The organism is Oceanobacillus chungangensis (assembly GCF_003369565.1).
Lineage (GTDB): Bacteria > Bacillota > Bacilli > Bacillales > Amphibacillaceae > Oceanobacillus > Oceanobacillus chungangensis.
This window is the reverse complement of record NZ_PIOD01000025.1, coordinates 314,081-328,808: the sequence shown is the minus strand read 5'-3', so window position 1 is coordinate 328,808 and position 14,728 is coordinate 314,081. Positions and strand designations below refer to the sequence as shown.

The 14,728-nt window shown below is 36.7% G+C and carries 12 protein-coding genes; 4 read left to right on the top strand and 8 right to left on the bottom strand.

What is annotated here, in order from left to right; all coding sequences use genetic code 11:
* Nucleotides 1-7 precede the first annotated feature (7 nt).
* From CWR45_RS17765 to CWR45_RS17755, 3 genes are all read right to left on the bottom strand, one after another.
* Nucleotides 8-856 (bottom strand): sugar ABC transporter permease, encoded by an 849-nt coding sequence (locus tag CWR45_RS17765; RefSeq protein ID WP_425453641.1) that lies wholly within the window; start codon nucleotides 854-856, stop codon nucleotides 8-10.
* A 2-nt stretch (nucleotides 857-858) separates the two neighbouring features.
* Nucleotides 859-2,163: a carbohydrate ABC transporter permease gene (locus tag CWR45_RS17760; RefSeq protein ID WP_115751172.1), complete on the bottom strand. Its 1,305-nt coding sequence runs from the start codon at nucleotides 2,161-2,163 to the stop codon at nucleotides 859-861.
* A 75-nt stretch (nucleotides 2,164-2,238) separates the two neighbouring features.
* Nucleotides 2,239-3,510, bottom strand: coding sequence for an extracellular solute-binding protein (locus CWR45_RS17755; RefSeq protein WP_115751171.1), 1,272 nt, complete (start codon nucleotides 3,508-3,510; stop codon nucleotides 2,239-2,241).
* Between the two features lie 627 nt (nucleotides 3,511-4,137).
* Here CWR45_RS17755 and CWR45_RS17750 point away from each other — a divergent pair.
* The gene (locus tag CWR45_RS17750) at nucleotides 4,138-5,925 is read left to right on the top strand and encodes a glycoside hydrolase family 13 protein (protein ID WP_115751170.1); all 1,788 of its coding nucleotides are present in this window, start codon (nucleotides 4,138-4,140) and stop codon (nucleotides 5,923-5,925) included.
* A gap of 89 nt (nucleotides 5,926-6,014) precedes the next feature.
* On the opposite strand, the gene CWR45_RS17745 is transcribed toward CWR45_RS17750, so the two are convergent.
* Nucleotides 6,015-6,764 carry an acyl-[acyl-carrier-protein] thioesterase gene (locus CWR45_RS17745; protein WP_115751169.1) on the bottom strand — a complete coding sequence of 250 codons (750 nt, stop codon included), beginning with the start codon at nucleotides 6,762-6,764 and terminating at the stop codon, nucleotides 6,015-6,017.
* A 327-nt stretch (nucleotides 6,765-7,091) separates the two neighbouring features.
* Here CWR45_RS17745 and CWR45_RS17740 point away from each other — a divergent pair, with 327 nt between their 5' ends.
* Together CWR45_RS17740 and CWR45_RS17735 are read left to right on the top strand one after the other, a co-directional pair.
* Nucleotides 7,092-8,234: an MGDG synthase family glycosyltransferase gene (locus CWR45_RS17740; protein ID WP_115751168.1), complete on the top strand. Its 1,143-nt coding sequence runs from the start codon at nucleotides 7,092-7,094 to the stop codon at nucleotides 8,232-8,234.
* 3 nt (nucleotides 8,235-8,237) lie between these two features.
* Complete coding sequence (locus CWR45_RS17735) at nucleotides 8,238-9,419, top strand: MFS transporter (RefSeq protein WP_115751167.1); 1,182 nt, start codon at nucleotides 8,238-8,240, stop codon at nucleotides 9,417-9,419.
* Between the two features lie 56 nt (nucleotides 9,420-9,475).
* Here the strand turns inward: CWR45_RS17735 and CWR45_RS17730 are convergent, their stop codons facing one another.
* The 3 genes from CWR45_RS17730 to CWR45_RS17720 form a co-directional block, all read right to left on the bottom strand.
* Nucleotides 9,476-9,901, bottom strand: a complete 426-nt coding sequence (locus CWR45_RS17730; protein WP_115751166.1) for a VOC family protein — start codon at nucleotides 9,899-9,901, stop codon at nucleotides 9,476-9,478.
* 234 nt (nucleotides 9,902-10,135) lie between these two features.
* Nucleotides 10,136-10,375: a ferredoxin family protein gene (locus CWR45_RS17725; protein ID WP_115751165.1), complete on the bottom strand. Its 240-nt coding sequence runs from the start codon at nucleotides 10,373-10,375 to the stop codon at nucleotides 10,136-10,138.
* A 123-nt stretch (nucleotides 10,376-10,498) separates the two neighbouring features.
* The gene (locus tag CWR45_RS17720) at nucleotides 10,499-12,670 is read right to left on the bottom strand and encodes a DNA topoisomerase III (protein WP_115751164.1); all 2,172 of its coding nucleotides are present in this window, start codon (nucleotides 12,668-12,670) and stop codon (nucleotides 10,499-10,501) included.
* A gap of 198 nt (nucleotides 12,671-12,868) precedes the next feature.
* On the opposite strand from CWR45_RS17720, the gene ytaF reads away from it, so the two are divergent.
* Entirely contained in the window at nucleotides 12,869-13,498 is a 630-nt protein-coding gene (ytaF, locus tag CWR45_RS17715; RefSeq protein ID WP_115751163.1) for a sporulation membrane protein YtaF, read from the top strand.
* A 392-nt stretch (nucleotides 13,499-13,890) separates the two neighbouring features.
* On the opposite strand, the gene CWR45_RS17710 is transcribed toward ytaF, so the two are convergent.
* Complete coding sequence (locus tag CWR45_RS17710) at nucleotides 13,891-14,682, bottom strand: SDR family oxidoreductase (protein WP_115751162.1); 792 nt, start codon at nucleotides 14,680-14,682, stop codon at nucleotides 13,891-13,893.
* Nucleotides 14,683-14,728: the final 46 nt, after the last annotated feature.

Genomic DNA, 14,728 nt, shown 5'->3' with positions numbered 1-14,728 from the left:
CACAATACTAGCCTTTTGTTCCACCAGAAGTTAATCCAGAAACAAAATTCTTTTGCAGCATAAAGAATAATATACTAATTGGTACAGCAATTAATATTGCGCCTGCTGCAAAAAGAGCTACTTTTTGATTCATTGGATTATTAATAAAGGTTTGCAATCCTATTGCTACTGTAAAGTTTTCAGGTGTACGCAGCAGGAACCTGGCAAGCATATATTCTCCAAATGGCGCCATAAAAGCCCACAAAGCTTGAACGGCTAGCATTGGTTTCACTAGAGGTAATACAATTTGGATAAATATTCTTAAATGACCTGCTCCATCAAGCTTAGCTGATTCATCCAAATCAATCGGCACTGTGTCAAAATAACCCTTCATTAACCAAGTATTCATGGGAATTCCGCCACCAACGTATATAAATATCAAGAACCAATTTTGATCCAGTGCACCAAACAGCAAAGCCATAACGTAAAAGGCAGTTAGTGCAGCCGTTGTTGGTACCATTTGTATAATTAGAAAGAACATTAAACTTCTTTTTCTTCCTATGAAACGATACCTGCTGTACGTATAACCAGCTAATGTAACAATTGCAACCTGGATAACCATTGTAATGATGGCAATGATTAACGTATTCAAATACCAATCACCATAAAGCGTTTCAGTAAATAGTCTCCTAAAATTATCTAACGTCCAATTAGCATCAAAGCTCAAATCAAAAGCTGTTATATTTCCAGCTTTAAATGCGGAGCTTGCCGTAATCAAAAGTGGATAAATGATAATAATTGCTAATAGGGTGAGATAAAAGTAAGTAAAGAATTTGCTTAGAGACAAGGAAAATTTTTGGGATTTAAATAGATTCATTATTAATCCTCCATTTCAAAAGCTCTTGTTCTTTTAAATACAAGTAAGGAAATAATAATTACAAATGCTGAAATAAACAATGTTACCGCCGCTGCCACAGAATACTGTGGTGACGTTCCAGTAGTTAATTTATATATCCAGGAAATTAAAATATCAGTTGATCCTGCTCCTGCACCGATACTGCCTGGACCACCTTCATTAAATAGATAAATCATTGTGAAATTATTAAAGTTACCTGTATATTGTGTAATAAAAATAGGCGCTGCAATCATGAAAATAGCTGGCATAGTAATGTGCCTGAATCGCTTAATCGCATTCGCCCCATCAATTTTCGCTGCCTCATATTGTTCTTCTGGAATTGATTGTAAAATACCTGAGACCAAAACATAGATATAAGGAAATCCTAACCATCCCTGAACCATAATTATTGCTATTTTGGTCCAAAAAGGATCTGTCTTCCATGGAATAGCACCCAGATCAATAAATGGAAGAAGCGAATCTATTAGCGGTATTACTTGTGTATTGATTGCTCCAATACTATCATTAAACATATTTGAAAAACTCATAATTGTAATAAAAGCAGGAACTGCCCAAGGTAGCAGAAAGATAATTCCAAAGACTCTTTTTGCGATGATAAACTTTTGATTTAATACTACCGCAGTAAAAATACCGATTACAATTTGCAAGGTTGTTGCACATATCGTCCAAATAATCGTCCAACTTAACACGGACATAAAGGTATCCCTATAGGAGCTGAGAAAGAAAATACTGAAAAAGTTTTTAAAGCCAACCCAATCAATTAAGCTTGCTGGTGGGATATGATAGAAATCATAGTTCGTAAAAGCAATCAGCAGTGTTACTAGCACCGGAAAGATAATGGCAAATATCATTGCGAGGTATGCTGGAATTGTTAGTAAATATGGGAAACCACTATCAGAGACATTCACCATGATGGATTTCATGGTGGTATTTACTTTTTTATTTTCCACCCATAATTTCGCAACTTTTCTTGCGTCAAATATATTTACAATATAAAACAGTAAAAAAATCGCAATAATAAGTATTTGTAATGACCCTTCTATCAACATAAATAAGGAGTGATGCTCACCTGGGGTGCTGCCAAGTGAAATTAATCCAGCTAATGCTTCTGCACCAAACCCTAGCATTTCAACAATGAATAATAGAAAAACAGAAAGAAATACGATTCCTTTAAAAACTTGTTTATTATAAAATTGACCTAACCCAGGAATAATAGAGAGCAATGTTGCATTACGAATGCGCTTTAGATCCAGTTCTATGTATTTCACAATTATTTCACTCCCCCTAAAATAGCTTTGGCAGAGATCAGAGTTAATCTCTGCCAAAAATTACAGGTTATTATATTATTGGTACTTCTGTTCAATATTGCCGCTGATCACTTCAACTGCGTCATTTGCCGATTGTTCTGGTGTTTTACCTCCAGATGCACTATCAAACATTAATGTGGCAGCGCCTGTCCAAACCTCTGCCATTTCTGGAATATTAGGCATTGGAACAGCAGAATTATATTGGTTAATGACCGCAATAGTTAATTCATCGTCCCCTTGCGCCACAACATCTCTTGTATTTTGATTTGCTGGAACTTCTGCATTCATTTCTACTAATAATTCCTGATTTTCATCATTTGTTACAAAATCAAGCCAATTTTGTGCAGCTTCTTTATTTTCAGCATAATTACTAATAATCCAGCCTTTACCACCAGCAAATGGCTGATAGTTTTCACCATTTGGCAACGTTGGTATTGTTGTCGCGCCATAATTAACGCCTGCCTCAGTATAATTATTTGCCGACCATGGACCACCAATAATTGCTGCAGCTTTTCCAGTTGTAAATTGCTCATCAATAAAGTTACCGGAAGTAGTAGCATCAAGCATACCTTGTGGCCAAATATCTTTTAACCAGTGTGTTGCATATTCAATAGCTTCAATAGATTCAGCTGAGTTTAGTCCAATATCTGATGTGTTCGTTCCTTCATCACCAAAGACATATCCGCCATATCCAGAAAGTAAACCATATGAATTATAGAAATCCAGCCAGTTTGCTAAAAATGCTGTGCTCTTTCCTGATTCAGATTCAAAAGCAAATCTTTCGTCTTCTGTTAATTTCTCTAGTTCTTCAAACGTAGCTGGTGCCTTATCAATTAAATCTTTGTTGTAATACATTATTAATGATTCGATAACAAAAGGTGATCCATAAACCTTTTCATTTATTGTGACTTGCTGCTCATCAACTTCATCATATCTGCCATCATCCGGTAGCGTTACTTCAGCTAAATGACCTTGTTGGCCTAAATTCCCAATTCTATCATATGGCGCAATCATTACATCTGGAGCAAGCCCTGCTGGACCGTCTAATGGTAATGCCTCTAAAGTATCAAATAAATCTCTTTCGGTAACTGTAACAGTAACATCGTATTCTTCTTCAAATTTAGGTACGATTTCATTTACAAAATCAATGTAGCCTTCCTCAATCCCTACTTCTAAAGTTGCAGAATTGCTATCCCCGCTTTCTTCTTTACCGCTAGAAGTTTCCTCACTATCACTACACGCCGTTAAGAATAATGATCCGGATACAGCTAAACCAAGAGCAATTTTTTTCCAACCTACAGTATTCATTATTATTCATCCCCCTAAGCAATTAATTAAATCTCTGAAAACAAACTAATTCCCCTACTTTGCTATTAACGTTAATTCTAATAATCTAATACATTGGGTTTTAGGCTAACCAGCATTTTTATTTCCAGTTCTTTGTAAGAGTAACTGTATCCTAGCCTAGTCATCATGAGTGCCTAAATGTACAAATGCGTGTCGTACTACATTCGCACTTACGATTTACCTTTCCATCATTTCCCCCTTTTAGCATGATAGCAGGCAAACAAGATGTTTCATGAAAACGTTTGCGCAACTTATAAAGTCATTATAGCCCGTCTTAAATTTTAATGCAATCGTTTTCACTAATATTTTTTAAATATTTTTACAAACGCTGATTTATTTTTACATCTGAGCCTCACAAAGTACATGTTTTTTATAAAAAATAATTGACAATTAAAAAATCTTCCTGTACATTCAACTTATAAATAATAAGGGCTATGCTTTGTGTTAACACAACAACCCCGTTTTCCTTTATGGAAGACGGGGTTTTATGCAGTTAGTAGGTTAAAGATCATAACGCTATAAGTCTAACTATAACGGTTGTGATGACTTGGCTAAGCCAAATACTATTAAACGAAAGGGATGTTAAAGATGTATCGTGAAGCAATATACCATCGTCCAAAAAATAATTATTCCTATGCTTATGATGAAAAGAGACTACACATTCGACTCAAGACAAAAAAGAATGATGTTGATAATGTAAAGCTTATTCATGGTGATCCTTATGATTGGGATGGAGATGGATGGCAATTTAGTCGTAAAGATATGTTATTGCAAGCATCTGATGCGTTGTTTGATTACTGGATTGTAGAAATTACGCCTCCCTTTCGCCGTCTACGCTATGGATTCGAACTACAAAGTGAGGATGAAAAGCTCATATTTACTGAAAAAGGTTTTTATGAAACAGCTCCGACTGATGATAATTCCTACTACTTCTGCTTTCCATTTCTTAATGCCGCAGATGTATTCATGGCACCTGAATGGGTAAAAGATACGGTTTGGTATCAAATTTTTCCAGAGCGTTTTGCAAATGGTAATCCTAGTTTAAATCCAGCTGGCACCCTTCCTTGGGGGAGCACCAAACCAACAACGACTAATTTCTTTGGTGGTGATTTTCAAGGCGTTATCGATAAGTTAGATTATTTAGTCGATCTAGGAATAAATGGTATTTATTTCACACCTATTTTTAAAGCGCATTCAAATCATAATTACGACACGATCGATTATATGGAAATTGATCCGCAATTTGGTGATAAAGAAACCTTTCGGCTACTGGTAACCGAATGCCATAAACGCGGTATTCGTATAATGTTAGATGCGGTATTTAATCATAGTGGCTATTATTTTGCTCCATTTCAGGATGTTCTTGAAAATCAAGAAGCGTCAGCTTATAAAGATTGGTTTCATTTAAGTGAGTTTCCAATTGTTCATACACCGAAGCCAAATTATGATACATTTGCATACTTTGGTGCAATGCCAAAGCTTAATACAGAAAACCCGGAAGTAAAAGCATATTTACTAAATGTAGCGAAATATTGGATTGAGGAATTTGATATTGACGGCTGGCGTTTAGATGTAGCGAATGAAGTGGACCATAACTTTTGGAGAGAGTTTCGCAAAGCAGTGAAACAGGCAAAATCCGATGCATATATTTTAGGTGAAATCTGGCATGATTCAATGCCATGGCTGCAGGGGGATCAATTTGATGCTGTTATGAACTACCCTTTTACAAATGGTGCAATTGACTTTTTTGCTAAAGATAAGATTAATGCAAGTAGCTTTGCTAATGTCATATCCAAGGTTTTAACGATGTATCCTGCAAATGTAAATGAGGTTTCTTTTAATCTACTTGATAGTCATGATACTCCGAGAATCTTAACACTAGCAAAGGAAAATAAAGACCGGGTAAAACTACTCTATTTATTCCAATTATCCTTTATCGGAACTCCTTGTATTTATTATGGTGATGAAATCGGTATGGCTGGTGGAAATGATCCTGGGTGTCGTGCATGTATGGAATGGGAAGTGCAAAATCAAGATCAAGACCTATTTCAATATGTAAAATTACTAATCGAATTACGAAAATCAGACTCCCTATTCGGTAATGGCGGTTCATTTAGATTTCTTCACATAGACAATAGACAAAATAGTATCGTTTATGAAAAATATGATAAAGGGAGAAGATTAATATTTGCTGTTAATAATAGTGAAGAAACTATCAAAATTCCAATTGAAAAACTCGTAAAAGCAAAACTTGGCGAAATAGAAGAGTGGATATTCCAAGAACATTTATCCATTAAGAAAAAATCCACCTTAGTAAAACCAACATCAACAATAAACATTCAGCCATTAAGTTTTCGTATTTTTGAAATAAAATAAACAAGAATAACTTTTGGAAAAGAAGGACCTCAATATGAGATGAGTACTTCTTTTCCAATCAATCACGACTGAATACTTTTTTATCATCTTTACCCAATTTTCACTTCTGATTTAAACATGACTACCTTATCTTTCTCGTTTACGCCTTCTATGTAAAATTTATTCTCATTACTTGCTGTCGTATCCTTATATAAGATTATTGTGTTCCCTGGCAAAACCTCATTTTTAAAATTAACTTCTATAGATTTGATCCCGCGCTGTATATGGTCTTCCAGCGGAAAGCAATCCATAATAAAGTCTACATATTCCGAATTATTTAGATGACCATTGAAATCAATATCACTATAGCCAATCACCCGTTTATATGCTAATTCTAATTCTCCGTAACGTTTCAACTTCCCTAATTTGCAATCAATTGCCCGTTCTGTGATGGCTTTAGGAGTATGATAGGAAATAACATCCGTTCTTTTCAACTTTCTTTCCTTCATATCCATAATGACCCATGCAGAAACAGCCCTGACAATAATATTCCCCTGCTGATCACGAACAATAAAATCACGCTCAAATTCTAATTTTCCTGGAGTTTGAGCCCATGTCTCGATCGTAATTTCCTCTTCCATCCTTGGATATCGAATAATATCGACGCGAATCTTAATCAAAATCCACGACACACCAAATCCATGTTCTAGATCTGTAATCCCGAATCCCTGATTCTCGGAGGCTAGACTGGCAATATCCTGAAAGCCGTTGAATAAATGACTTAGCTTCATACTTTTTTTAAAATCAACATTGCTTGGATTCACATGAAATTTCTTTTGAAATAATGATACAGCTTCCATTCATTCCTTCCTCCAATCAAGATTATTAACATAAGTTTACCACATACATTGAAATCATTAGGTATAATAGAATTAACAAACAACCCGTATCCCACAATATTAGATTCGTTATTTTAATCTTTAATTAACAATTTCTTTAGACATTTTTAATAATTATCTATTATACTCTTAATATAATGGATAAATTTTGATATTATCGAAGTAGGCATATATTAGAATTTTTTTGGTAGTTAAGAAAGTATAAATTCTTTCTTACTACATAAGTGCAACTAATGGTGTCACCGAATGGCTTGGTGACAACCAAGTTTACTAACGAAAGGTGATTCGATGATAAAGAATTCAAAAATATTGATATTAACTGGAAGTTACGGGAATGGTCATTTAAAGGTTTCAAAGACGTTAAAAGAAACGTTTTTGAAAAATGGATGCAATGACGTTATTGAATCCGATTTATATTTAGAAGCACATCCTCTCTTAACGAAGGCGACGAAGTTTTTATATATTAAGAGCTTTTCGTATGGACAAAGGTTATACGGCTCTTTCTATTATGCAGGGAATAAAGATAAGAATGGTTTACCATTAGATTTCATGAACTACTATGGACGTAAAACGCTTGCGAATTTAGTGAATTCCTATAATCCAGATATCATCATTAATACATTTCCAATGGTCGTTGTTCCAGAATTCTTGAAGAAATCTGGGTCTCCTATTCCGATGGTAAATGTTCTAACAGATTTTGGCCTACATAATAACTGGACACATGAAGAAATTACGAGATATTTTGTTGCATCAGAAGATTTGAAAGCTGCTATGGTAAACAAAGGGATTTCACCAGATAAAATTAAGGTTTCCGGTATCCCAATCGAACCAAGCTTTGAACAACAATTTGATCGCGCTGCACTAATTGAGTCATATGGATTGAATCCCGATAAGCCTCTCACGCTGCTTGCATCCGGTGCTTACGGGGTATTGAAGAATATGGTAGATATCGTCAATCGCCTTCTCCATATTGACGATAATCAGGTCATTGTTGTTTGTGGTCATAATAAAAAACTCAAAACGAATTTAATCAATAAATTCGGTGAGAATAAGAATGTACAAATTTTAGGTTATACGAATAAAATGGATGAATTAATGAAAATGGCAACTGTAATGGTAACTAAACCTGGTGGGATTACATTAAGTGAAGCACTAGCAGTCCAAGTACCATTAATTCTTTACCGTTCTGTGCCAGGCCAAGAAAGGGAAAATGCATTATTCTTTGAACAAAATGGGGCTTCCCTAAACGTTAGCAATCCTGACAAGCTAATCAAAGTGATTTCGGATGTTATTACCAATGAAGGCATCCAACTGGAGATGAAGCGTCAGATGAATGCTTTATATCATGCCAATGCATCTGAAGTTATTTATGAGAATGTTAGTGAAATAATTAATAGAGAGCAAATAAAACTAAAGAAGGAAATTATTTAATAAATGGCTATTCTAAAAGGCATTTCAACTAAGCAAGAGTTTTTCTTACTCGTGATCGCCCTTTTTCTAATCGAATTTGTGCGCGGCGCATTTGTTTTTAGCTTTCTCCCTGGATTATCAATCCATCCGTTAGGGATTTCATTAACAATAATCGGGATGGCAGTGTCCATTCATTTTATTGGGGATTCTGTTACAAACCTTATCGTTGGTTATGTCATGAAACCACTTGGCAGTAATCTCGTGATTCATCTAAGTTTTTTCATATCTTTATTAAGCTTAATGATTGCCGCTACATGGACAAATAGCTTTACGATGATTTTCAGTGCGCTTCTACTAGGAATTGGCGTCTGCCCTCTTTGGATTGTTTTATTGGCCAAAGCAGGAAAGAAGAAACGTGGACAGAATATTAGTATTGTTTATTTTGGCTGGCTCGCTGGAATTGGTGCAGGGCTTGTTACAATGAACCATTTTTTACAATTTAATATCCATCATATTTTATGGTTCCTGCCAATCCTTGTTCTTATTGGTTGGATTATTTATACCATCGCCAATAAGGGGGACATCTCTTACCGTCATTCCGATTTAAAGGAGCAACGAGCTATTACGTTCCAATTATTAAAAACGAGTAAAGTGGTTGTGCCTGGATTACTTTTTCAAGGAATTGCAATAGGAATGATTATCCCTATTCTCCCTGCTTTTGCAATTAATGTCCTAGGCGTAACGACGAATCAATATTCAATGTTAATGCTTTTAGGAGGAGGAAGTGCGCTATTATTCCTTGTACCAATCGGAAAACTAGTTGATCACATTTCTAATAAAGTAATTCTCTTTATCATTGGCCTATGCCTATTTGCATTGTCATTATTATTTTTAATTAGCAGCCCAAATCTTGCAGTAACAATTTCAATCGTTGTTTTTCTTGGATTATGTTATGCACTTTATTTACCAGCTTGGAATTCCTTTATAGCGAGCTATATTCCAGAGAATTTAAAAGAAGCTGGCTGGGGAATATTTTCGGCATTGCAAGGGTTCGGCGTTATGATTGGGCCAACTGTTGGCAGCGTGTTAGCCAATCAAAATAATATCATCACAACAATCCAATTTAGTGCAGCTATGTTCGGATTGACTGCTGTAATTTATTTAATTTATTCGTTGTGGTATAGAAGTAAGAAGCTATTGCTTTAGCATGGTTAACAGCTATAAAAAGCCGATATTCAAGTTTGAACATCGGCTTTTTATATTTAGTATATTTCTCCACTATCTAGGTTAAATTGCCAGCCGATTCCAAATTTATCAGTCACTTGTCCATAGAGCTTGCTCCATGATGTTTCTTGAAGTTCTAGTACTACTTCCCCACCTTTACTCAATTTCTCGTAGGCAGCTCTAATCTCATCTTCATTTTTATTAATTAAAGATAACGTGATGTTGTTTCCTTCTACAAATGGCATCCCAGGGAAATTATCTGAAAACATCACATTACTGCCATCAATATTGAGTCTCGTATGCATAATCAATCCTTCAGTTCCTTCTGGTAAAGGGTAATCTGGATTAGCTGGCTGATCACCAAAAGTCATAATTTTCGGTGTCTCTGTCCCAAAAACCTCTGCATAAAATAATACTGCTTCTCGACAATTACCATTAAACGTAAGATAGATATCAACTGACATTTGAATCACTCCTTCATAGCTTTTATGTCTGCATTTTACCACTAATTTTTACAAATTCCTAATTATTACTAGTTATGTTATCGAACGTTTGCACTTATGTAAAACAAGGCATATGTAAGCGATGGATTTATGTTAAATTACAATAAATTCTCTTAAACCATTATTCCACCAAAAGAATTCCCCGATAATATACACAGTGTAACCTGTCCACAATTATCGGGGATGATCTTTTCTCTATCGATTTGCGAAAAATTCCTCAGCCTTTTCTAAGAAAATCTCTTGAGCTGGTGTTAAGTCATATTCTTCTTCAATTGCAGAAACCGGGCAAACTGCCTTACATGCACCACAATCTATACAAACATCTGGATCAATATAAAATTGATCTGGACCTTCTTCGATACAATCTACTGGGCAGACGCTCACGCACTCTGCTGCCTTTTCCGGACCACATGGATCTAGTATAACAAAAGCCATTTATATTTTACCCCCTTATATCCTAATAAATAATGAATTCCTATTTAGTTTAATGATACATGGAGGTTGATTGCAAGTAAACAGCATTCAAAAACTAACACGATTATTAAAGAGCCCTCATTCTTATTTCTTCCACTTTGCAAGTGCGTCTGCAAGGGCATTATTCGTAAATTCATCATCCTGTTTCTTTAAATACTTGTTCACATCGCTTTTCGACACTTTATGTTTCTTCTCGCGTTGTTTTCGTTCATTAAAAGTAGAAAGCTTCTCTCTATGTCCACAAGCACAAGTGAACATTTGTCCATCACCTTCGCCACGTAATTCCAGGCGTTTATGGCAATTTGGGCATCGGGCATTTGTTACTTTTGCAATATTTTTCTTATGTCCACACGCGCGATCCTGACAGACAAGCATTCGTCCATTTCTATTTTTTACTTCTAACATGAGTTTGCCACAGTTCGGACATTTAGTTCCCGTGATGTTATCATGCTTGAATTTATCATCACTGCCTTTAATTTCCGAAACGACTTCTTTTGTATATTCTTTGATTTCCGTAATAAATTTTCCTTTGGCAAGTTTACCGTCAGCAATGCGGCTAAGCTTCTGCTCCCATTCTGCTGTTAATGCAGGTGAGCGTAAGCCCTCGGGCACGAGTTCCAGCAATTGACGACCTTTTGATGTTATGAAAATATGCTTGCCCTTCAATTCCATCGACATGCTATTAAATAATTTCTCTATGATATCAGCGCGTGTTGCAACAGTTCCTAGCCCGCCTGTTTGATTAATCGTATTTACGAGATGCTTTTCTCCTATACCCATATAGCGAACTGGATTTTCCATTGCTTGCAGCAGGCCACCTTCTGTAAAGCGTTCCGGTGGTTTCGTTTCCCCTAAGGTTTGCGTAACCTTTAAGCTGCTGAAAGTATCACCTTTTTCAACTGCTGGTAAACGCTGATCATCCTGATTATCATCATCATCAAAGCGATTGTCATAAACTTCTTTCCAACCCTGCTTTTTAATAACCTTTCCTCGAGCCTGAAAAATTTCCGTTTCAATTAGTGCATGGATAGTTGTTTGTTCATATTCATGCGGATCCGATAACACTGCCAAGAAACGTTTAACAACAAGATCATAAATTCTTCGTTCCTGATCTGTTAAGTCAGCCAAGACGACATTCTGTTCAGTCGGAATAATTGCATGGTGATCAGACACCTTCGCATTATCCACAACGGATTTTCCAAGCTTGAAGTCTTTACGTAACAGCTTGCCAGCCGCTTTAGCATATTGATCTACCCCACATGCCTTCACACGATCCTTCAATGTTGGCACGATATCGGTTGTAATCACCCGTGAATCTGTCCGAGGATACGTTAACACCTTATGCTGCTCGTAAAGCTTTTGCATAAGCTTAAGTGTCTGCTTCCCAGAAAAATTAAAAATCCGATTGGCATCTCGTTGTAATTCCGTTAAGTCATATAGCTGTGGTGCGAATTTCTTCTTAAATACTTTTTCTACATTAGTTACTTTAGCGGGTTTATTTTGGATTTTCTTCAATAAGGCATCTGCCTTTTCCTTGGAAAAGATTCGTGAATTATGCTTCTCATCCTGCCATCTTAATGTAAATCCCTTATCCGTTTTTGCTTCGATACCATAAAATTTCCGAGGCTTGAATTGTTTTATTTCTTCTTCTCTCGCAGCAACCATTGCAAGTGTCGGTGTTTGTACACGTCCAGCGGATAGCTGTGCATTAAATTTAGTTGTCAGGGCACGGGTTGCATTTAGACCAACATACCAATCTGCCTCTGAACGAGCAACTGCTGATGCATATAAATTCTCGTAATTTTTCCCCGGCTTAAGTTGCTTGAAGCCATCTCGGATTGCTTTATCTGTAACCGAAGAAATCCATAATCGTTTAATCGGTTTATTCACGTGAACTTTTTCTAAAATCCAGCGGGCAACAAGCTCACCTTCACGACCTGCATCTGTGGCAATGACGATTTCTGTTACGTCTTTTCGATTGATCTGAGTTTTCACCGCACTAAATTGCTTTCCAGTCTTTTTCATCACAACAAGGTTAAGATTAGGAGGAAGCATTGGCAGGTCTTCCATTCGCCATGTTTTATATTTATCATCGTAAGTTTCTGGATCGGCCAATGTAACCAGATGACCAAGCGCCCAAGTTACAATATATTTCGCCCCTTCTAAATAACCGTTCCCCTTTTTGCTGCACCCAAGAACACGGGCAATATCACGGCCAACAGAGGGTTTCTCTGCTAGAACTAACGTTTTACTCATCTAAAAAAATCCTCTCTTCATTCGAACTTCTATCAATACTTTACCATATAGGAGGATTATTTGCAGTCTGCTCCTCTTCATGAAAAGAGGCAGCGATTACAATCACAGACGGTACACCTAATGAATTTCAACTTCTGCTCACATCCCTACTCCTGTTCCCATAAACTAATTTAGAATTTACAAGAAGGATATGATGTGATGCTATATTTTACTGGATTATTTTTATTAGTAATTGCGGTAAGTCTAGATGGTTTTGGGGTTGGCATTACGTATGGCATGCAAAAAATCAAGGTTCCTTTACGTGCTTTATTCATTATCATGGTCTGCTCAGGTCTCGTCTTATTAATTTCCATGACCTTAGGAAAAGTGCTTGAAACCCTAATTTCTGCAGACACAGCTAGAGTTCTTGGTGGCGTCATCTTAATTACACTAGGAATATTTTCACTTGTGAATATTATTCGTTCCAAATTAAAAAAACAACATGTTACTGAAACGGATCCCAATTCTACCACCCTCAGCGATATAAAGACTGTACTCTCTACTCCAGATAAAGCAGACTTGGACCAGTCTGGAATCATTTCTGTTAGTGAGGCGGTATTACTCGGATTCGCACTTTCACTCGATGCTTTTGGGGCTGGCATTGGTGCATCGATGCTTGGATACTCACCAATACTGACTGCATTTCTCATTGCTAGTATGAGTGGATTATTTTTATTCTCTGGTATACGCATTGGTATCTTACTAGCCCAACACCAGAAATTCCAGCGATTAACACTGCTCCCACCGGCACTCCTCATTGGGCTTGGGATTGTCAATATAATATTTTGATTTCAAAAGCGGAAGTGCCCGTATAGCTAAGTACGGACTGCGCCTCGCAGTTTGGGGTGGTTCGGGTTGTCGAACATTCCTTCGTAGAAGATAAACGAAACATGCCCCTGCACTTTAGGGATATGCCGACATTTGGCAAAGCCTGCTTTTAGTCGGCCTTCCTTAGGTAGCAGAATCGAGGTTGACTTTCACCACAAGGGTATAAGTGCGACTAAGCCTCATGTGTAACCAATTGGCAAGTCTTCCTTAGATTGTCATGAGGTGAGGGAAATCTCGCTACGAGCACTGGCGCTGGAGTTGGACTTAGCCTGTCTTATCACGGAGATTATCATAAGAAGTTTTAAATACCTTCTTTCAAATTAAAAAGAGGATGAAGCATTCACTGCTTCATCCTATAATGCTTTCACCAATCCACCATCAACGATTAATGATTGACCAGTAATATATGTGTTTGCTCCAGATGCTAAAAACACAACAGCTTTTGCAAATTCATCCGGCTTGCCATATCGCTTCATTGGGATTTTTTCTATTTCTTCTTCTCTTATTTGTTCGATTGCAACATTTTGCTGGTCCGCTTTCGATTTATTTAAATCTAAAATTCGATCCGTTTCAATCGTTCCAGGTCCAACCGTATTGATTAAAATATTATCTGCACTTAATTCCTGTGCCAATGTCTTCGCCAGGCCGACAATACCCGGCCGAAACGTATTTGATAGTACTAGCTGATCCAAACTTGTTTTAATTGAGGAGGAAGCGAGATTTACAATATGACCGCTCTTTTGCTTTTGCATTGCTGGTACAACTGCTCGAATCATCCTAACAAAACTAAGTAAATTTAATTCAAATGCGTGATACCAATCGTCATCAGTCATTTCCATGAATGGACCAGCTGGCGGACCCCCAGCATTATTAATTAACACATCTACGGTTCCATTCCAAGTGACTCCCTTTTCAACTAGTGCCTCAATGTCTTCTGCATTCTTTACATCACACACGGCATATTCAATTGCATTATTTCCAGTTTCTTCAATAATTTCATCCTTTGTTGCTTGCAATGATGCTGCATTGCGGCTGCCAATTAGCACATGAGCTCCTTCACGGGCAAACTCCATTGCGATTGCTTTACCTAATCCCTTGCTTGCAGCGGTTACAATAACTGATTTTCCTTTTAGATTTAATTCCATAATTTCACCCCTCCAAAAGATTAAATAGCATTTTTAGAAAACTTGG

Coding starts and splice junctions, on each gene's coding strand:
- CWR45_RS17765 (WP_425453641.1), bottom strand. CDS start 856: ATGAATCTATTTAAATCCCAAAAATTTTCCTTGTCTCTAAGCAAATTC.
- CWR45_RS17755 (WP_115751171.1), bottom strand. CDS start 3,510: ATGAATACTGTAGGTTGGAAAAAAATTGCTCTTGGTTTAGCTGTATCC.
- CWR45_RS17750 (WP_115751170.1), top strand. CDS start 4,138: ATGTATCGTGAAGCAATATACCATCGTCCAAAAAATAATTATTCCTAT.
- CWR45_RS17745 (WP_115751169.1), bottom strand. CDS start 6,764: ATGGAAGCTGTATCATTATTTCAAAAGAAATTTCATGTGAATCCAAGC.
- CWR45_RS17740 (WP_115751168.1), top strand. CDS start 7,092: ATGATAAAGAATTCAAAAATATTGATATTAACTGGAAGTTACGGGAAT.
- CWR45_RS17735 (WP_115751167.1), top strand. CDS start 8,238: ATGGCTATTCTAAAAGGCATTTCAACTAAGCAAGAGTTTTTCTTACTC.
- CWR45_RS17730 (WP_115751166.1), bottom strand. CDS start 9,901: ATGTCAGTTGATATCTATCTTACGTTTAATGGTAATTGTCGAGAAGCA.
- CWR45_RS17725 (WP_115751165.1), bottom strand. CDS start 10,375: ATGGCTTTTGTTATACTAGATCCATGTGGTCCGGAAAAGGCAGCAGAG.
- CWR45_RS17720 (WP_115751164.1), bottom strand. CDS start 12,670: ATGAGTAAAACGTTAGTTCTAGCAGAGAAACCCTCTGTTGGCCGTGAT.
- ytaF (WP_115751163.1), top strand. CDS start 12,869: ATGCTATATTTTACTGGATTATTTTTATTAGTAATTGCGGTAAGTCTA.
- CWR45_RS17710 (WP_115751162.1), bottom strand. CDS start 14,682: ATGGAATTAAATCTAAAAGGAAAATCAGTTATTGTAACCGCTGCAAGC.